Annotated in this window: 17 protein-coding genes; 5 read left to right on the plus strand and 12 right to left on the minus strand. The window is 40.8% G+C overall.

Annotation, left to right across the window (positions count from 1 at the left end; translation table 11 throughout):
• Nucleotides 1-67 precede the first annotated feature (67 nt).
• From bamA to rpsB, 9 genes are all read right to left on the minus strand, one after another.
• On the minus strand, nucleotides 68-2488 hold the full coding sequence (bamA, locus tag ACLPIE_RS12270; RefSeq protein ID WP_430261963.1) for an outer membrane protein assembly factor BamA: 2421 nt from the start codon (nucleotides 2486-2488) through the stop codon (nucleotides 68-70).
• A gap of 42 nt (nucleotides 2489-2530) precedes the next feature.
• Nucleotides 2531-3883 (minus strand): sigma E protease regulator RseP, encoded by a 1353-nt coding sequence (gene rseP, locus ACLPIE_RS12275; protein WP_430261965.1) that lies wholly within the window; start codon nucleotides 3881-3883, stop codon nucleotides 2531-2533.
• Between the two features lie 8 nt (nucleotides 3884-3891).
• On the minus strand, nucleotides 3892-4752 hold the full coding sequence (gene cdsA / locus ACLPIE_RS12280; protein WP_430261967.1) for a phosphatidate cytidylyltransferase: 861 nt from the start codon (nucleotides 4750-4752) through the stop codon (nucleotides 3892-3894).
• A gap of 12 nt (nucleotides 4753-4764) precedes the next feature.
• Nucleotides 4765-5517: a polyprenyl diphosphate synthase gene (gene uppS, locus ACLPIE_RS12285; protein WP_430261969.1), complete on the minus strand. Its 753-nt coding sequence runs from the start codon at nucleotides 5515-5517 to the stop codon at nucleotides 4765-4767.
• Between the two features lie 184 nt (nucleotides 5518-5701).
• Nucleotides 5702-6895: a 1-deoxy-D-xylulose-5-phosphate reductoisomerase gene (gene ispC / locus ACLPIE_RS12290; RefSeq protein ID WP_430261970.1), complete on the minus strand. Its 1194-nt coding sequence runs from the start codon at nucleotides 6893-6895 to the stop codon at nucleotides 5702-5704.
• Between the two features lie 148 nt (nucleotides 6896-7043).
• A complete protein-coding gene (frr, locus tag ACLPIE_RS12295) occupies nucleotides 7044-7601 on the minus strand; it encodes a ribosome recycling factor (RefSeq protein WP_430261972.1) in 558 nt (185 codons plus the stop codon).
• Between the two features lie 110 nt (nucleotides 7602-7711).
• The gene (pyrH, locus tag ACLPIE_RS12300; RefSeq protein WP_430261974.1) at nucleotides 7712-8440 is read right to left on the minus strand and encodes a UMP kinase; all 729 of its coding nucleotides are present in this window, start codon (nucleotides 8438-8440) and stop codon (nucleotides 7712-7714) included.
• A gap of 238 nt (nucleotides 8441-8678) precedes the next feature.
• Nucleotides 8679-9530: a translation elongation factor Ts gene (gene tsf / locus ACLPIE_RS12305; protein WP_430261976.1), complete on the minus strand. Its 852-nt coding sequence runs from the start codon at nucleotides 9528-9530 to the stop codon at nucleotides 8679-8681.
• Between the two features lie 143 nt (nucleotides 9531-9673).
• Nucleotides 9674-10399: a 30S ribosomal protein S2 gene (rpsB, locus tag ACLPIE_RS12310; protein WP_430261978.1), complete on the minus strand. Its 726-nt coding sequence runs from the start codon at nucleotides 10397-10399 to the stop codon at nucleotides 9674-9676.
• Between the two features lie 659 nt (nucleotides 10400-11058).
• Between rpsB and map the strand changes: the two genes are divergently transcribed.
• From map to ACLPIE_RS12330, 4 genes are all read left to right on the plus strand, one after another.
• Nucleotides 11059-11856 carry a type I methionyl aminopeptidase gene (gene map / locus ACLPIE_RS12315; protein ID WP_430261980.1) on the plus strand — a complete coding sequence of 266 codons (798 nt, stop codon included), beginning with the start codon at nucleotides 11059-11061 and terminating at the stop codon, nucleotides 11854-11856.
• A 109-nt stretch (nucleotides 11857-11965) separates the two neighbouring features.
• Nucleotides 11966-14602 (plus strand): bifunctional uridylyltransferase/uridylyl-removing protein GlnD, encoded by a 2637-nt coding sequence (gene glnD / locus ACLPIE_RS12320; RefSeq protein ID WP_430261982.1) that lies wholly within the window; start codon nucleotides 11966-11968, stop codon nucleotides 14600-14602.
• A 62-nt stretch (nucleotides 14603-14664) separates the two neighbouring features.
• Nucleotides 14665-15492 (plus strand): 2,3,4,5-tetrahydropyridine-2,6-dicarboxylate N-succinyltransferase, encoded by an 828-nt coding sequence (dapD, locus tag ACLPIE_RS12325; protein ID WP_430261984.1) that lies wholly within the window; start codon nucleotides 14665-14667, stop codon nucleotides 15490-15492.
• Between the two features lie 418 nt (nucleotides 15493-15910).
• Nucleotides 15911-16291, plus strand: a complete 381-nt coding sequence (locus tag ACLPIE_RS12330) for a DUF3461 family protein (RefSeq protein WP_430261986.1) — start codon at nucleotides 15911-15913, stop codon at nucleotides 16289-16291.
• A gap of 68 nt (nucleotides 16292-16359) precedes the next feature.
• Here the strand turns inward: ACLPIE_RS12330 and ACLPIE_RS12335 are convergent, their stop codons facing one another.
• From ACLPIE_RS12335 to ACLPIE_RS12345, 3 genes are read right to left on the minus strand one after another with little or no spacing between them, the layout of a single operon-like run.
• Nucleotides 16360-16812: a flavodoxin gene (locus tag ACLPIE_RS12335; RefSeq protein WP_430261987.1), complete on the minus strand. Its 453-nt coding sequence runs from the start codon at nucleotides 16810-16812 to the stop codon at nucleotides 16360-16362.
• 20 nt (nucleotides 16813-16832) lie between these two features.
• Nucleotides 16833-17591, minus strand: a complete 759-nt coding sequence (gene truC / locus ACLPIE_RS12340; protein WP_430261989.1) for a tRNA pseudouridine(65) synthase TruC — start codon at nucleotides 17589-17591, stop codon at nucleotides 16833-16835.
• A 7-nt stretch (nucleotides 17592-17598) separates the two neighbouring features.
• Nucleotides 17599-17934 carry a YqcC family protein gene (locus tag ACLPIE_RS12345; RefSeq protein ID WP_430261991.1) on the minus strand — a complete coding sequence of 112 codons (336 nt, stop codon included), beginning with the start codon at nucleotides 17932-17934 and terminating at the stop codon, nucleotides 17599-17601.
• A 251-nt stretch (nucleotides 17935-18185) separates the two neighbouring features.
• Here ACLPIE_RS12345 and ACLPIE_RS12350 point away from each other — a divergent pair, with 251 nt between their 5' ends.
• Nucleotides 18186-19082 (plus strand): DUF535 family protein, encoded by an 897-nt coding sequence (locus ACLPIE_RS12350; RefSeq protein WP_430261992.1) that lies wholly within the window; start codon nucleotides 18186-18188, stop codon nucleotides 19080-19082.
• Nucleotides 19083-19339 lie beyond the last annotated feature (257 nt).

The following is a 19339-nucleotide window of genomic DNA, read 5'->3' on the forward strand; positions in this document are numbered from 1 at the left end:
TATGGTTGGAAATTTTGGTTGCCCCCATGAAACCATGGGAGCCTTCACAGATAGAAACAGGGATAGATTACCACGTTCTACCAATATTAAATTGGAACTGCTCTGATTTATCCCCATCGTAGTCCTTGATCGGCTGCGCATAAGAGAAGACCAGTGGTCCAAGCGGGGACATCCACTGTAAAGCCACCCCCGCAGAAGCTCGAACATTAGATGCCTTACCGTAGTCAGGCATACCTGCACGCCAAGCCGCAGGGATACTATTCCAATTAGTGTCCCATACCGTACCCGCATCTACAAACAAAGAAGTACGAACAGAGTTCGAATATTTCTCGTCAATAAATGGCGTAGGGGTAATTATCTCAAATGATGCTGCATACATTGCATTACCACCAACGGCATCACTTGATGGGCTTCCAGGTTCAGGTCCAGCAGCGCCCGTCGTTTTATCACGCTTCAAATAAACCGCTTTTGGACCGATATTATTCGAACGGAAACCACGGATAGTGCTTGAACCACCTGCATAGAAGTTTTCATAGAATGGCATTTGCTTACTACCAATACCATCACCATAACCGGCTTGAGCTCGACCAAGAACCACCCATGTTTCATCTTCATTCAATGGATAATACTGTGCGGTATCAAAACGCAATTTATAGTATTCGTTATCAGAGCCTGGAATTGTAACTTTAGCAGATACGTTACTTCTATTACCCGATGTTGGGAAGAAACCACGGTTTAAGGAGTTGTAGGTCCAACCTAAGTTAAGCGTAAAGTCATCCGCATCAAAGCTTTCTTTATTGCGCCCATTTTCTGTAATTGGTGGATTTTTACCCATAGAATCAAGGTAATCCCACATTGCAGCTTGAGCACGCATATCAGAAAGACGGTTATGAACATAACCCGCTCCCACACGGAAAGAGTTATTTTCATTGAATGGGAAACTTAAGAAACTATCTAAGCCATAGGTTTTATTATTATAGCCCGACAGATCTGCGTCTTTCGCACTAAAATCGTTATAGAAAACACGGCCGCCTAAGCTTACACCATTAACGGTAAAGTAAGGGTCTGTGAAAGAAAACTCAACGTTAGTTGAATAATCATTTTTACTTGCGTTGATGCCAACCGCGTTACCTGTACCTAGCCAGTTATCTTGTGTAACACCGACTTGGAAACTCACACCACTTTCAGTACCAAAGCCAATACCGAAGTTCATTGAACCTGTATTACGTTCTTTAACCTTGTAGATAACATCAACTTGGTCAGGGGTACCTGGAACACGTTGAGTTTCAACATCAACAGTTTCAAAGAAACCGGTACGATTCAAACGTTCTTTACCTAACTCAACAAGGTCATTTCCGAGCCAAGCACCTTCCATCTGACGCATTTCACGGCGTAAAACGGTATCTTTACTGGTGTCATTACCTTGGAAACGAATTTCACGCACATAGAATCGGTTACCTGCATCAATGTTAAGGTGCAATTTAACCGTTTTATCTGCATCGTTAATTTCAGGCTGAGTCATAACACGTGGATAAGCGTAACCATAGCGACCAAACATTTCTTTAATTTTGTTTTCCATGCGTGTCACTTGCGCACCGTTGTATAATTCTCCCGGTGTGATCGTGATTAACTCTTGGATTTCTGCTAAGTGGTCCGCGGTATTACCATTAACCTCAACGCCAGAAATTTTGTACTGGTCGCCTTCAGTGATATTAATCGTAATATAAATGCCTTTTTTATCTGGCGTCAGACTTACTTGTGTCGAGTCGATATTAAAGCGTGCATAACCGCGATCAAGATAGAAACTGCGCAGTGTTTCTAAGTCACCCGCCAGTTTTTGTTTTTGATATTTTTGGTCAGCAGCAAGATTCCACCATGGCACATCATCACGCAACTGCAGTTTGTTAACCAATTCCGCAGTTGTGTAATTTTTATTACCAACAATATTAATCTGTTGAATTTGAGCAGAAACGCCCTCAGAGAAAACAAATTTCAAATCAACACGATTACGCGGCAAAGGCGTAACAACGGCTTTTACTGTTGCATTATATTTACCCACGCTGTAGTAAAAGTCTTCTAACCCTTTTTCAATATTCGCAATTGTAGTGCGGTCGAGAGCCTCACCAACACGGATATTCGAAGCTTCTAAGTTCTGCTTTAGCATGTCATCTTTTACAGATTTATTCCCCGTAAAAGTGATACTTGCGATAGTTGGTCGTTCTTTTACTTGAACGATCAGCGTATTTCCATCACGCAGGACCCTAACATCTTCGAAGTTACCGGTTGAAAATAGGGAGCGAATCGAACGACTAATATCATCGTTATCAACCGAGTCGCCAACCCTAACTGGCATGTTCAATAATGCTGCACCAACGGCGACGCGTTGTAGACCTTCGAAACGAATGTCTTTAACTACGAATCCGTCTGAACCGTATGCAGTGGCACTGCCGAAAAGCAGCGACGCTATGAGCAACTTTTTCATCGCCATCGTTGTTATGCGTATTCCTTACTGGTCCCCAGCTTTCAAAAATTAGAAGCGAGAGAAATCATTAAAAAGTGCAAGTCCCATTAACAGAATCAATGCCATTGCACCTATCCGAAAACTAAAGTCTTGTACTCGCTCAGACACCGGACTTCCTTTAATTTTTTCAATTAATAAGAAGAGCAAGTGCCCCCCATCTAAAACAGGCAATGGAAACAGATTGATGATACCTAAATTGACGCTAATAAGCGCAATAAACATCAAATAATATACCAAGCCCGATTCGGCAGATACCCCCGCACCTTTTGCGATAGATATCGGACCACTTAAGTTATTGAGTTTGACATCACCAACAACCAATTTACCCATCATGTTGACCGTTAATTTCATTAACTGCCACGTTTTATCACTCGCTTGGTAAAACGCAGAAAATGGCCCATATTGCTGTACCATTTTATATTCATTTGCTAACGGTAACACTGAAAGTTCAACGCCCGCAAACCCAATTTTTTCACCACGTGGTCCATCTTGGCTATCTGGAGTCAACGTGAGAGTAACCAATTGTTGCGACCGTTGTACTTCTAACTTCAATGGCGTTCCCGGGTTATTACGAATAATACGCGTGATAGGTTCCCAAACCCCCAGCACTTCCCCGTTAACACTAACAATTCTGTCGCCCGGCTGTAACCCAGCACGAGAGCCTGCTAACCCTTCGGTCACTTTTTGAATGACAGGATCAATTTTTGCAGATACAGGCATTATGCCTATGGACAATATTGGGTCCTGCTTTTCTGGATCAAACTGCCAAGTCGTTAAATCAACTGTTTTACTGATCGGCTCATTATAACCGTTTGGCAACACTTGCGCCGTTAATTCACGATCACCGATTTTACTCACTATGGCTAAGCGAACAGAATTCCAATCAGGAGTTTCGATACCATCAATAGATTTTAGTTCCATTTTTGGTTCAAAATTTGCAGCCGCTGCAATCGAACCCGGTTTCACATCTTCAATAATTGGCTTCACCGAAGGAACACCAATCATAAAGACAATCCAATAGACAACAATAGCGAGCAAAAAGTTCGCAATTGGTCCTGCACTAATAATAGCGGCACGCTGCCCCACGGTTTTGTTATTAAACGCTTGATTACGACGTTCAGGAGCAACCTCTCCAACACGCTCATCAAGCATTTTGACATAACCCCCTAACGGGATCATGGCTAATACAAACTCAGTGCCATGTTTATCGACTTTACGCCATAACGTTTTCCCGAAACCAATCGAGAAACGTTCTACATAAACACCACAACGGCGAGCGACCCAATAATGACCATACTCATGTACTGTAATCAGCACACCAATCGCAATAATAAACGCCGCTAAACTCCAAATAAATCCCATTTATCTTCCTAAAGACCAAAGCCGTTAAAAATTAACAAATTTAGCCCAGCAAAAACTGGGATTGCCGCTGTTAAGCTGTCAATTCGATCCAAAATACCACCATGCCCTGGGATCAAATGGCTACTGTCTTTTATACCTGATTGACGCTTAAACATACTTTCCGTTAAGTCACCAAATACAGATACTACAACAACAATAATCGAAGTCACTAGCAAATAATCAGGCATCACAGGAATTGGCGCATATGTACTGAACACCCAAGAAATAATACCTGCGGTGATAAGCCCCCCCACTAAGCCTTCCCAAGTTTTACCAGGAGAAACCTTAGGTGCCATCTTGTTACGGCCAATGGTACGCCCAAATGCATAAGCTCCGGAGTCTGCCCCCCAGACAAGTAACATAACGTATAACAGCCACCACGCACCAAAGAATGTGTCGCTATGATAACCAATCGTTCTAAGCACCATCATGCCAAAATAGAATGGAATAATAGTCAGCACGCCAAATAGCAGGCGAATAACCACTGATTTTCCCCAAGATGCTGTGGCAGGATACGTCACAACTAAAATAATCGCTACGACCCACCAAACTAGCCCCGCCCACAAGCCATAAAGAACTAGCGGCTGATTGGAAAATGAGGTTATGTTTGGAATAGAAAACTGGATCACAAGCAATATGGCAGCAAAAACAACGGCTAACCCAATGCGTTTAACTTGTGAGTGCCAGCCTGCAAATTGTGCCCATTCCCATGCACCTAATGCACAGACAGCAATTACGACAAAACCAAAGTTTACTGGAGAAAGTAAAAACAACGCTGCAATAACAATCGGTATTAACACTATCGCAGTAAGCAAACGATATTTCAGCACATCTTTCCCCTATTATTTGACGAGTTCATCATCTGATTCAGCTCCACCATAACGACGCTCACGCTTACTAAAAGCATCAACTGCATTCTGAAACACGACTTGGTCAAAATCTGGCCATAAAACGTTGGTGAAATAAAATTCCGCATAGGCGACTTGCCACAATAGGAAGTTGCTAATACGATGTTCCCCACCTGTTCTTATGACTAAATCGACATTTTCTTGGTCATGCATACAAATCTGGCTATTAATCATTTCTTCATTGATGTCATCGATTGAGATCTCACCACTTTGTACCTTAGCAAATACTTGCTTCACGCTATTGGTAATATCCCAACGACCACCATAGTTTGCTGCAATATTCAAATTCAAGCCCGTATTGTTCTTCGTTAGTGCCTCTGCCTTATCAATTCTTTTTCTGAGGCGCTCGCTAAAGCGACTAACATCACCGATAACTTTTAATTTTACATTGTTTTTATGCAGATTTTTAACTTCATTATCGAGTGCAAAAACAAATAATTCCATTAAAGAGCTGACCTCTTTTTCAGGCCTTCTCCAGTTTTCACTACTAAAAGCATACAATGTGAGTGAGCTAATTTTATTTTTTACGGCAAAACGTACTGAATTACGAACAGATTCAACGCCCGCCTTATGGCCCGTTATTCTAAGTTTACCTCTTTGTTTCGCCCATCGCCCATTGCCATCCATAATGATAGCGACATGCTTAGGCATCATCGAATCAGAGAGATTTTCACCACTAGAGTTCATTAAATGTTAATCCTTGTGAGTACCGCCTTGAGAATACAGCCCAATGATAACCATTATGATTACGTTTGCTGATAAGACACATCCTTAATTCTCAGCGAAATACTATATTATCTTTCTTCTTGAACAGTTCACATACTAAAGAGTTATTATGGCTATCGGCAACTAAACAAATCACATACCAAGCTTAAACTGTTTGAGCGATTATTTTTGCCGCATCCCGACGCGCACATTCATCGATTTCTAAGACCTCGTCAATAGAAACAGGTTCAGAAAAAACTTGGCTCTCAAGTATTTTATGATTAATTTTTGCAATATCCGTAAAACGAATTTTTCCTTCAAGGAAAGCCGCAACCGTTATTTCATTCGCCCCGTTGAGTGCCGTTGTTGCAGCTTGCCCTTGATGACAAGCATCGATAGCCAATTTTAAACAAGGATAACGTTGATAATCAGGTTCAACAAAGGTTAATGATGAAAGGCTTGTAAAATCAAGTGATTTAGCCCCTGATGTAATACGCTGAGGATATGCCATGCTATATGAAATTGGTGTGCGCATATCAGGTGTTCCTAATTGGGCGATCACACTACCATCTCGATACCGAACCATTGAATGGATCACTGATTGAGGATGAATAATCACTTCCATCTGCTGAGCACTAGCATTAAAGAAATAGCAAGCCTCAATATATTCTAGACCTTTATTCATCATTGTCGCTGAATCGACTGAAATTTTCCGCCCCATCGACCAATTAGGGTGATTACAAGCTTCATCTGGCGTCACATTGTCGAAATGCGATAACGGAGTCTCTCTAAATGGGCCTCCAGAGCCTGTTAATATAATACTTGAAATACCCGATGCAGATAAATCAGCGAAACCTAAATTTAATTGGATAATTTCAGGCAGACTTTGAAAGATAGCATTATGTTCACTATCAATAGGAAAAACTGTCGCATTATGTTTACGAATCTCATTAAAGAATAAACGGCCACTGGTTATTAAAGACTCTTTATTCGCTAATAATATTCTTTTGCCTTTACGGATCGCCGATAAAGTAGGAAGTAAACCTGCAACACCCGTAATTGCAGACATGACTTGGTCTACATCGTCAAGCCCCGCAAGGTCAATGGCAGCTTGTTTACCTGATAACACTTCCGTTTTATTGTTGTTTTCAGCCAAAATGATACGCAACGCTTTCGCTGAAATTTCATCTGCCATTGACGCATATTTCGGACTAAACTCAAGGCATTGCTTTGCCATTTCAGCAACATTTTTACCCGCTACTAATGCTGTAACTTGAAATTTTTCAGGATTTTGACGAACAACAGAAAGTGTATTGGTACCAATTGAGCCTGTAGACCCTAGGATTGTCAGACGTTTCATAGTGATTGACTACTCTGTATTAATTCAATACTGAGATTATATCAGCTTAATGATTGGAAAGGATTTATTAATAGATATGAAAAATAATAAAGCCACCCTAACACACTTTTTTAGTTTGCTTCGGTGGCTTTCTATTATCATTGATGGATTAAAACTCCATCAGTTCCGCTTCTTTTTGTGCTAATGACTCATCAACTTTCTTGATGAAGTTATCCGTCAATTTTTGGATATCATCCTGTGAACGACGCTCATCATCTTCACTGATTTCTTTATCTTTCAGTAAAGCTTTTACTTTATCGTTAGCATCACGGCGAACGTTACGAACAGCAATACGGCCTTGTTCGGCCTCACCACGAACCACTTTAATTAAGTCTTTACGACGCTCTTCCGTTAGTGGAGGAAGAGGAACACGGATAACGGTCCCTGCTGATGATGGGTTCAGACCTAAGTCAGATGCCATAATCGCTTTTTCAATCGCAGGTGACATGCTGCGGTCAAAAACAGAAATCGCTAATGTGCGTGAATCTTCAACAGTGACGTTTGCTAATTGACGCAGAGGTGTTGCTGTGCCGTAATATTCAACAGAGATACCATCTAGCAGGCTTGGAGATGCGCGGCCTGTACGAACTTTACTAATTTGGTTTTTGAATGCTTCAAGGCTTTTTTCCATACGCTCTTGAGCATCTTTTTGGATTTCGTTAATCACGTTTTCAACCCTTAAGAACTGGTTATTAAAGGCCGCGGTGCGACCTCGCTTAAATAGTCTGAATTCATATGCTAGATAATACATTTAAACTCAGCTGATGTCTCTGAGTATTAATTGTGAGAAATCAGAGTTCCTTCGTTTTCACCCATAACAACACGACGTAAAGCGCCCGGCTTGTTCATATTGAAAACACGAATCGGTAAATTATGGTCACGTGCTAATGTGAATGCAGCTAAATCCATCACTTTTAGTTCACGTTCTAAAACTTCTTGATAACTCAAATTTTCATACAAAACTGCTTCTGGATCTTTTGCTGGATCGGCTGAATAAACGCCGTCAACCTTGGTGGCTTTTAACACAACATCAGCTTCGATCTCAATGCCGCGCAGACATGCAGCTGAGTCCGTTGTAAAGAATGGATTTCCTGTTCCCGCAGAAAAAATAACAACACGGCCGTGACGTAACAAGCTAATGGCTTCTGCCCAGCTATAGTTATCACAGACACCGTTAAGTGGAATCGCAGACATCAGTCTAGCATTCACATAAGCACGATGTAATGCATCACGCATAGCGAGTCCATTCATCACTGTTGCTAACATGCCCATGTGGTCACCGACAACACGGTTCATACCAGCTTGTGCCAAACCAGCACCACGAAACAGGTTACCACCACCAATAACTACACCGACTTGTATACCCAGTTCTATGAGTTCTTTAATTTCCTGAGCCATACGATCTAAAACGCTAGCATCGATACCAAAACCTTCTGCGCCTTGTAAGGCTTCGCCACTTAACTTGAGCAGAATACGTTGATAAACGGGTTTTGCATTGGTTGCCATGGTGTTCTGTCCTAACAGATTATTTATTGGGGTAACACACGTAGAAAGTCAGTTTCTACGTACCTAATTTTATAATTTTAAATATAACGCCATACACTGAATAGTTAGAGTTGCATGTTGGTGCCAAATAACCCAATTGAGATATATACACAATTTGATTAACTGAAGAAAGCAATATCATACAGCTTTAGATAGACGTGTATAAAACAGAGCCGCCAATTGGCGGCCCTTAAGTTGATTACTTGCTCATTGCAGCAACTTCTGCTGCGAAGTCAGTTTCAACTTTCTCGATACCTTCACCAACTTCATAACGAATGAAGTTAGAAACAGAAGCACCTTTTTCTTTCAGTAAGTCACCAACAGATTTGCTTGGGTCCATTACGAAAGGTTGGCCTGTCAGTGAGATTTCGCCAGTGAATTTGTTCATGCGACCAGTAACCATTTTTTCAGCGATTTCGCGTGGTTTACCTGATTGCATTGCGATGTCTAACTGAATTTGGTGCTCATGAGCAACAACATCAGCAGGAACGTCATCTGGAGTCACATATTCAGGTTTGCTTGCAGCGATGTGCATAGCAATGTGTTTCAGTAATTCTTCGTCAGCACCTTCTGCCGCAACTAAAACACCAATACGAGCACCGTGCAGGTAGCTACCTACTTGTGCGCCTTCCAGAATGCTTACGCGGCGAATGTTGATGTTCTCACCGATTTTAGCAACTAAAGCTGTACGAGCGTCTTCGAATTTTGCTTTCAGCGCTTCGATGTCAGTATTTTTGTCAGCAACAACAGAAGCTAAAACTTCTTTACCAAATGCTAAGAAACCCGCATCTTTAGCAACAAAGTCAGTTTCACAGTTCAGCTCAATCAGAGCACCTGTTTTACCACCGTTGAAAACTTCAGTCAGGATAACACCTTCAGCTGCAACACGGCCTGCTTTTTTAGCCGCTTTTGCTTGACCTGATTTACGCATGTTATCAATCGCTAATTCGATGTCGCCATTAGCTTCAACAAGTGCTTTTTTACATTCCATCATACCTGCGCCAGTACGTTCGCGCAGTTCTTTTACCAATGCAGCGGTAATTCCAGACATGTGATTTATTCCTCGATATTCCCCGTGAGAGTCGTCCTCACGTGGATAGTTCTGATTCATATATAAAAGGGGCCAAAATCAGGCCCCTTCTAACATATAGCAGTACCTGTATAGCAATACCTATTAATAAGGATTAAACCTTATTATTCAGCTTCTACTAAGCTTTCTTCTGCTTGAACAGCCAGGTCTTGTGAACGGCCTTCACGAACGGTGCTTGCTACAGCGCCCAGATACAGTTTAATTGCACGGATTGCATCATCGTTACCAGGGATAACGAAGTCGATACCGTCTGGATCAGAGTTAGTATCAACGATAGCAAATACTGGGATACCCAGATTGTTTGCTTCTTTGATAGCAATGTGTTCGTGGTCTGCATCGATAACGAACAGAGCGTCAGGTAAACCGCCCATATCTTTGATACCGCCTAAGCTGTTTTCTAACTTACCTAATTCACGAGAACGCATCAGCGCTTCTTTCTTAGTCAGTTTGTCGAAAGTACCGTCTTGTGATTGAACTTCTAAATCTTTCAGACGTTTGATTGACTGACGAACGGTTTTCCAGTTAGTCAACATTCCGCCTAACCAACGGTGGTTAACGAAATATTGGTCACAGCTGTTAGCAGCTTCTTGAACGGCTTCGCTTGCAGCACGTTTAGTACCGACAAACAGAATTTTGCCTTTACGAGAAGCAATCTTAGTCAACTCAGCTAAAGCTTCGTTGAACATTGGAACAGTTTTTTCCAGGTTGATGATATGAACTTTGTTACGAGCGCCGAAAATGAAAGGTTTCATTTTTGGGTTCCAGTAACGAGTCTGGTGACCGAAGTGTACGCCCGCTTGTAACATATCGCGCATGGAAACAGTTGCCATTTAATACCTCTGTATTTAAGTAATTGGGGTTATGCCTCCACAAATCCCATACTACCGACTCCAAAGCTGCGTTTAAACGCATAAGAGCACCCCGGCGCATGTGTCGATTTGTGTGTGTTGTTACACAATTGAGTTTAAGTTTTCGCATATCCAATTTCTTTTCAGAAATCGAAGTTGAGCACCATCATGGCACACAAAACGCAGTGAGAAGAAATTATATGGATTGCCGGCGCGCTTTATACCATAAAACCAACTCTAAAGCCAACTTTTGTTGTTTTTTTCGCTCACAAAAATGACTTTACGTCGATTGAATATAGATAGAACATGCACTTTGAAATTATAGGTGCCTTTTGCTTAGATCTAAACCCTTATCTATAGAATGGGTTATCTTACTTACATATTTCCCCTACCCATTCTCCTTGGCAATAACCATTTGCATTTTGTGCTATTAATGGCTCAAAGTGAACAACCCCATCACCCCTTATCACCTATCCTAAAAGCAACTTCCACTTTCGAATCTATCGTTAGCTAGTTGGCAGAAAATGCAGTGGCTGTTACCATAAGTATTATCGATGTAAAAAATGGTATTCAACCTCCATTTTCAAACCCTCTTTATTTAACATGTCATTAAGAGCTAATGGCATGAATGGACTAGACTCATGGCTATTATTATCAAAACTGAAGAAGATATTCAGAAAATGCGTGTTGCTGGACGCTTAGCGGCTGAAGTGTTAGAAATGATTGCGCCACACGTTGTGCCCGGTGTCAGCACTGGCGAACTCGACCGCTTATGCCATCAGCATATTGTAGATGTACAGCAAGCTATTCCTGCATGCTTAAATTACCACGGTTTTCCTAAATCCGTTTGTATCTCCGTCAATGATGTTATTTGCCACGGAATCCCGAGTGACGATAAAATTTTAAAAGATGGCGATATTGTTAATATCGATGTTACGGTAATTAAAGAAGGCTTCCACGGTGATACATCTAAAATGTTTATCGTCGGCAAGCCAACCATTCAAGGTGAGCGCCTTTGCCAAGTAACATTAGATAGCCTATATCTTGCCATTCGTATGGTGAAACCGGGTATTCGTTTACGCACCATTGGTAAAGCGATTCAGGAATTTGTTGAAAAACAAGATTTTTCAGTCGTGCGTGAATACTGTGGTCACGGTATTGGTGAGGGTTTCCATGAAGAACCTCAAGTTTTGCACTATGACGCAGATGATAGCGGTGTTGTACTGCAAAAAGGCATGACATTTACTATCGAACCTATGGTCAATACAGGCGACCATCGTATTCGTACTATGAAAGATGGCTGGACAGTTAAAACGAAAGATCGTGGCTGGTCAGCACAATACGAGCACACTTTAGTCGTCACTGATGAGGGTTGTGAGATCCTCACATTACGAAAAGAAGAAGAACCGTTTATTTCCGCAGTATTAGTTAACGCCTAATTTTCTTAATCGAACCCTCCTTAGCGAGGGTTCTTTCTTCTGTTCATTTTTACGAAAAAACCGTAAGCTGATAACCGTTTTCCTATCGCGACTAATACGGAATATAAAAATGACAGCATATTCTACCGCCTATCTCTCACCAAATCATTTTACACCTAGTGACCTTGAGCTTAATACTTTAAGGCTGCATGTTGAACACTTCGACCAATGGTTGGAAAATGCATTTAACCAAGGTAAAAATGTTGTCGACCTGATCCATATTCGTAGCGATTATTTGGATAATTTACTGACACGCCTTTGGCAGTATTTTAAGTTCGATAAACAACCTAACATGTCTTTGATCGCTGTTGGCGGCTATGGACGCCATGAATTACACCCTCTTTCTGACATCGATATTTTAGTGTTAAGTAAAGATCCGCTTCCAGAGCAAATCGCCAGTAAAATCGGTCAATTTATTACATTATTGTGGGATTTGCGATTTGATATTGGTCATAGTGTTCGCTCACTCGCTGAATGCATTGAGGCAGGTAACGCAGATCTTACCACGGCAACTAATTTAATTGAGTCTCGGCTAATTTGTGGTGATGTTGCGCTATTTTTACAATTACAAAAAACCATATTCAGTGATGACTTTTGGCCTTCTGCGGTATTTTTTGCAGCCAAAATTGAGGAGCAACAAGAGCGTCATCAACGCTATCACAGTACGAGCTATAATTTAGAACCGGATATTAAAAGCAGCCCTGGCGGACTACGGGATATTCATACCTTACTTTGGGTAGGTAGGCGTCATTTTGGTGCAACCACCGTTGATGAAATGGTCGGTTTCGGTTTTTTAACTGGAGAAGAACGCCAAGAGCTCAAAGAATGTTTAATGTTTTTATGGAAAATTCGTTTTGCTCTACATCTGGTGGTCAAACGCCATGACAATCGCCTATTATTTGATCGCCAATTTAGTGTTGCCCGTTTGCTGGGCTATGAAGGTGAAAAAAACCAGCCTGTCGAGCGGATGATGAAAGATTTCTATCGTGTTACTCGTCGCGTAAGAGAACTGAATCAAATGCTGCTCCAATTATTTGATGAAGCCATTTTAACCCTTAACCCCAATGAAAAACCGCGACCTATTGATTCACAATTTCAGCTTCGTGGCACACTAATTGATGTGATTGATGAAAATCTCTTTATCGATCAGCCGGCCACTATCTTAAAAATGTTCTATCAAATGGCTCGCTACCCAAATATCACAGGGATCTATTCAACGACTCTACGCCTGTTACGTTTTGCACGACGAAACCTTGCTGCCCCCTTATGTGAACTTCACGAAGCGCGAAAGTTATTCCTAAAAATATTACGCCATCCGAGGGCAATCAAAGGCGCATTTGTCCCCATGCACCTTCATAGCGTAATGAGTGCCTATACTCCGCTGTGGAGCAATATTGTAGGTCAGATGCAATTCGACCTCTTCCATGCCTATACTGTTGATGAACATACGATTCGAGTGCTGCAAAAAATTGATAGTTTCACATTGGAAGAAAACCGGCGAGACCACCCTCTGTGCGTCAATGTTTATCCCAAACTGTTACAGCCTGAAATTTTACGTTTAGCCGCTATTTTCCATGATATTGCCAAAGGCCGGTCTGGGGATCACTCCGATCTTGGCGCAGAATTTGTCTATGACTTCGCACTATTACATGACCTGCCGCTTAAAGAGGCTGAGTTAGCATCATGGTTGGTTAAAAATCACTTATTGATGTCAGTAACAGCCCAAAGGCGTGACATTCAAGACCCTGATGTTATTAAACAGTTTGCTGGTGAGGTCAAAACGGTTTCCCGCCTTAACTATTTGATGTGTTTAACTGTTGCTGATATTTGTGCGACTAACAGCACATTATGGAATAGCTGGAAACAAAGTTTAATCCGTGAACTATTTTTATCTACGGAACACCAGTTAAATCAAGGTATGCAAAGTACCCCTGATTTACGTGAACGCATTCGTCACCATCGCAACCAAGCCCTATCATTGCTAAAACAATCATCAATCGATGAGGAAAAGTTACAAACGCTCTGGTCTCGCTGCCATGCAGATTATTTTTTACGCCACACGCCATCCCAGCTTGCTTGGCATGCCAAACACTTGTTAGCTCATGATCTCAGTCAACCCCTCATATTGATCAGCACTCAACCTAAGCATGGTGGAACAGAGATTTTTATTTGGTGCCATGATAAACCTCATTTATTTGCTGCTGTAGCGAGTGAATTAGACCGACGTAATTTAAGTATTCATAGCGCACAGATTTTTACCAATAAAGATAATAAGGCAATGGATACTTTTGTCGTGTTAGAGCCAAATGGTAGCCCACTATCAAAAGATAGATATGAGCACATCCGCAAAATGCTATTACTTGCGGTACAGCAACCTGAAATTTCACTCCCCAAAACACGAACCATTCCAGCCAAACTACGTCATTTTACCGTTCCAACCAAAGTCAATTTCCTGCACTCAACAAATGAGCGTCGTACTTACATGGAGCTATTTGCGTTGGATCAGCCGGGTTTACTTGCACGAATTGGCCATATTTTTGCCCAAATGGAAATTTCACTCTATGGTGCTCGGATCACAACAATTGGGGAAAAAGTAGAGGATTTTTTTGTGTTAGCGGATAAAGAACACAAGGCATTAAGTAAAAATATACAACAAGAGTTATCAGAAAGGTTGACAGAAGCCCTAGAATCGAAGGATAAAATATAACGCTCATCACATTTTCATGATGAACGTTCACTTTTATGTCATTCAAGAGGAAAATACAATCAATGCAGCATTTACAAGCGATCATTGAACAAGCATTTGAAGACAGAGCTAGCATTACACCTAACACTGTCTCTGCACCTATAAAACAAGCCGTTTTAGACACTATCGCTTTACTCGATAGCGGTAAATTGCGTGTCTCTGAAAAGATTGCTGGCGTATGGGTTACCCATCAGTGGTTAAAAAAAGCCGTTTTATTGTCATTTCGCATCCAAGACAATCAAGTGATTGATGGTGCGGAAAGCCGTTACTTCGATAAAGTACCGATGAAATTTGCCGACTACGACCAAGCGCGCTTTGAAAAAGAAGGCTTCCGTGTTGTTCCACCCGCCGCAGTACGTAAAGGGGCATATATCGCGAAAAACAGCGTGTTAATGCCATCATATGTCAATATTGGTGCCTATGTTGATGAAGGTACTATGGTAGATACTTGGGCTACTGTAGGGTCTTGTGCGCAAATTGGTAAAAATGTGCATTTATCCGGTGGTGTCGGCATTGGTGGCGTCTTAGAGCCCTTACAAGCTAACCCAACAATCATTGAAGATAACTGCTTTATCGGCGCTCGTTCTGAAGTCGTTGAAGGGGTGATTGTCGAGGAAGGCTCCGTGATTTCTATGGGTGTCTATTTGGGACAAAGTACCAAAATATATGACCGTGAAACGGGGGAAATATTCTATGGCCGTGTACCAGCGGGTTCAGTGGTGGTTTCTGGTAACTTACCGTCAAAAGATGGCAGCTACAGTCTTTATTGTGCAGTCATTGTGAAAAAAGTTGACGAGAAAACCCGTGGTAAAGTAGGTATCAATGAATTATTAAGAAGTATTGATGAATAATTAATGAACACCATTTGTTAATTATCCTCAAGCCTGTTACTTGATTTTGATAATAAATACCGAGTAATCAGGACAACAAAGCTATCCCGAAGCGCATACGTTGGTATGCAACTCGGGAGGCCATTTTTAATATTCCCCAACTTCATTTCTTTTTATAATTGATTTTTGCGCATTAATTGCAAAGAGAAGTTTGTCAATTTCAAGAAATCGCGCATAATATGTCCGTGGCTTTTGCCGTTTACCATCAATAAAACTGTATTATTTTATTTTTCATTATAATGATGCTACTTGCCGAATGACATAGTATGGTGCTTTAGCCAGTAGCCCAATAAGTAGCTCAATAAAGAGAAATAGACCGATATTGTTACGGCCTGCTCACACTATCACTCTGTTCAACTCTACTGTTAAGCGAGCTAACATGTACGATAATTTGAAAAGTTTAGGCATCAGTAACCCTCAGGACATTGACCGCTATACCTTACGCCAAGAAGCGAACAATGACATTTTAAAAATCTATTTTCGTAAAGATAAAGGTGAATTTTTCGCGAAAAGCGTAAAATTTAAATACCCACGCCAACGAAAAACCATTGCTGATGGTAGTAATAATTTCAAAGAAATTAATGAGATCAACACCAATCTTCGTTACGCTATCGAAGAGCTTGATCAAATCTGTCAAACAGACCAAAACGATATTGACTTGAAGAACAAAATTCTTGATGACTTACGTCATTTAGAATATGTTGTTTCGAATAAAATTGCAGAAATAGAAGCGGATCTTGAAAAACTGACTCGTAAATAAACTACCAGTATAGTCAAAACTAATTTACTGCACCGTGGTACATCACGGTGCAAGCTGCAACATTAAAATTAAAGCAATTCACTCCATGCTTCAATCCACGATTTTGCGAACTCTTCTGGAGCATCAACCTCAATGGCATCAATAAACAAAATATCGCCAATACGCGTAGCTGATTGTTCAGTGAGTAACTCATCAAACTGAATACCTGCACCACAAAAACGTTCATAGCTACTATCACCTAAAGCAATAAGGCCATAACGCAGATCAGGCTGATAACCAACGACATCATTGATTTCGCTATATAGGGGGGCGATGGTATCAGGTAAATCACCTTGTCCTGTTGATGAAGTAACAATCAACGCAATTTCATTACCAGTGTTATACTGCTGCCAATCTGTTAGAGTCGGTTCATCAAAAACAACCACTTCATGCCCTTGTTGCTCTAAAATCTCTTGAGCTATTTCAGCAACAGCCAAAGAATTACCGTAGACAGTCCCAACAAAAATGCCGATTTTTGACATAACACCTCCCTCTATTTTGCTTAATCGTGTGAATTAATAACTTGAACACCTAATCTGGCCACATCATCTGACCATCCAAACTGTTCAATGAGTGATATCCATTGTGCATCCCAAGGGGCAACCAACGATATACTTTGTTCTGTGATAGGATGACTTAAATTTAAAAAACTGGCATGCAACATTAGACGAGAAACAGAGAAATGTGAGCTAACACCTCGGTTTTGTCGTAAATCACCATGTTTACTATCACCAATAATAGGATGCCGTAAATGCGACATATGCCTTCTGAGTTGATGTTTACGACCCGTTTCGGGCTCTAGCTCAACTAAGCTAAAACGTGATGTTGCGTAACGGCCAATCGCAATCGGGCACTCAACCGTAGCAATAGGCCGACAATGCGTAACACACTCTTGTAAAACAGGTTCACGAGTCGCATGTTTATCGGCTATTTTGTCCAGTTCTTCTAACAAAGGATAATCAATCGTTTGTTGTTCAGTTAAATAACCTCGAACGATAGCATGGTAGACTTTTTTTAACTGGTGGCTTTCAAATTGCCCTGCTAGACGCCGAGCAACGTCACTCGACAACGCAAAGAGTAACACACCTGAAGTTGGCCTATCTAGCCGATGAATAGGATAAACATGTTGGCCGATTTGATCTCTTAGAGTCTGCATAACAAATACGGTCTCTTTACTATCTAACCAGCTACGGTGCACTAACATACCCGCAGGCTTATTCACCGCTACCATGTATTCATCATGGTAAATGATTTCCAACATAAATTAGTTATCCATTGGCATTTGGTAAGAATAGGCTATCTAATTCACGTAAATGACTGATGACCAAAGCATAACGTTCTTCTTCATCGTGCTTGTAAGCCTCTTCAAAATAAGGTGCTACCGCAAAATTGGTCGGTAATACTGCACCTTGTTCGATTAGCATTTGCAAGCGAGGGATCAAAACCCATTGTAGCCATTCCAATGCATCCATAGTATCAATACAAAAAGGTTGAACACTTTCAAAGGCTTCGTCACTTGGCGGTAACTCATTCCATAGGGATTTTAATTTCATTTCTTCTTCTAAATGACGGAGCTTTTCAGTAATACGTTGTTCGAGATTCATACTTGAGCCTATTTGATGATAACAAAGGAAAATATACTTTATTTTTCCTAACAATTCTGTCGGATAAATGGGGTTAAAAGTACCTAAATACAAGCTTATTGGTTGTATATCGCTTTTATTTTCAATTTCATGTTTTGCATTAACAAAATCAATAAGTCTTGTTGACCTTTTGTTGTGGTTAATAAAGGTATCATAACGTGTTTTTTTGAAATTTATTACCGGAGAATAATTAACAATTAGATGGTTTATCTATGGGACTATTAAAACAGTGGCGCAAAGAAAGCAAAGCTTGGAAAGCTTTCAATTCTAAGTATATTGAATTAAAAAGAAAAGTTCGCATTGCAAAATTACCTTCAGAACAATATAAGCACTATCAATTAATGTGCCAAAATTACCGTAGTGTTCAATTATCTTCTATCATTGAAGGTGTTCCACATTTTATTGAAAGGCCTATTAATAAGTACCTCCATAAAGCATGGAATGGGAAACAAAAGCTGATTACAGCCAGCTATACACTCAACTTAATTGAAACTACCTTTAAGCAAGAAGCCATTGAGGCGATGTTTTGTGCAAAGCGGCAAGGACTGAAAGTTGCTGATATTGAACTAAAATCAGGCGATTTTGCTCAGTTATTTTTAATTTACTCGCAATATCCAAGGGAAGGCGATTTAACCCTACACCTAAAAAATGAAATAGGTGATGATATTTATTTGATGAGTTTTTCGTTCGGACCTGAAGGGCAGATGTATGTTTGCTCCTTACAAGGACCGTCGACTGAGCACAGTGTTGAACAAGTTAAGCTAATCACTAAACAAATGCACAACATGAGGCCTAAAAACCTATTAATGTCCGCCGTTTATGCCGTTGCTGCATTCTTCCATGTAAAATCTATTCTGGGCATCTCTAACCAGTGCCATATTAAAAGCCAACATTTGAAATCAAGCTATGATACCTTCTGGCTGGAATGTGGTGCAACAGCCAACGCGGATGGTTGGTTTCAGTTACCACCACAAGAACCTACGCGTGATATTGAATCAGTCAAAAGCCAGCGTCGTGCAGAGTTTCGACGTAGAGAAGCGCTGCGTGATGCAATGACTCAAAGTATTATTACGTCATTATCAGAGAACTCACTCAATAACCACTATTAGCCTTTAGCCCACTAAATTGAATGAAAAAAAGCCAGTCAACCACCGCTGACTGGCTCACATCTTAAAACTTATGCATCCTGCGAACTGACATCCTGTCGCTCAACATCCTGTTGAATAAAACAAGCAAATAGATGTTTCTTCCCTATTTAATAATCCCTTACCTTATTTTTAACACTTTTTACACTCTAGAAGTAGTATAAAACGCTAAACAAATTTACCCTGTCCAGCCCGAGTAGAATGTATTAAATCCATTAGTG

The sequence above is a fragment of the Providencia sp. Me31A genome, assembly GCF_050487165.1.
GTDB lineage: Bacteria > Pseudomonadota > Gammaproteobacteria > Enterobacterales > Enterobacteriaceae > Providencia.

Coding starts and splice junctions, on each gene's coding strand:
- bamA (WP_430261963.1), bottom strand. CDS start 2,488: ATGGCGATGAAAAAGTTGCTCATAGCGTCGCTGCTTTTCGGCAGTGCC.
- rseP (WP_430261965.1), bottom strand. CDS start 3,883: ATGGGATTTATTTGGAGTTTAGCGGCGTTTATTATTGCGATTGGTGTG.
- uppS (WP_430261969.1), bottom strand. CDS start 5,517: ATGAACTCTAGTGGTGAAAATCTCTCTGATTCGATGATGCCTAAGCAT.
- ispC (WP_430261970.1), bottom strand. CDS start 6,895: ATGAAACGTCTGACAATCCTAGGGTCTACAGGCTCAATTGGTACCAAT.
- pyrH (WP_430261974.1), bottom strand. CDS start 8,440: ATGGCAACCAATGCAAAACCCGTTTATCAACGTATTCTGCTCAAGTTA.
- tsf (WP_430261976.1), bottom strand. CDS start 9,530: ATGTCTGGAATTACCGCTGCATTGGTAAAAGAACTGCGCGAACGTACT.
- rpsB (WP_430261978.1), bottom strand. CDS start 10,399: ATGGCAACTGTTTCCATGCGCGATATGTTACAAGCGGGCGTACACTTC.
- map (WP_430261980.1), top strand. CDS start 11,059: ATGGCTATTATTATCAAAACTGAAGAAGATATTCAGAAAATGCGTGTT.
- glnD (WP_430261982.1), top strand. CDS start 11,966: ATGACAGCATATTCTACCGCCTATCTCTCACCAAATCATTTTACACCT.
- dapD (WP_430261984.1), top strand. CDS start 14,665: ATGCAGCATTTACAAGCGATCATTGAACAAGCATTTGAAGACAGAGCT.
- ACLPIE_RS12330 (WP_430261986.1), top strand. CDS start 15,911: ATGTACGATAATTTGAAAAGTTTAGGCATCAGTAACCCTCAGGACATT.
- ACLPIE_RS12335 (WP_430261987.1), bottom strand. CDS start 16,812: ATGTCAAAAATCGGCATTTTTGTTGGGACTGTCTACGGTAATTCTTTG.
- truC (WP_430261989.1), bottom strand. CDS start 17,591: ATGTTGGAAATCATTTACCATGATGAATACATGGTAGCGGTGAATAAG.
- ACLPIE_RS12345 (WP_430261991.1), bottom strand. CDS start 17,934: ATGAATCTCGAACAACGTATTACTGAAAAGCTCCGTCATTTAGAAGAA.
- ACLPIE_RS12350 (WP_430261992.1), top strand. CDS start 18,186: ATGGGACTATTAAAACAGTGGCGCAAAGAAAGCAAAGCTTGGAAAGCT.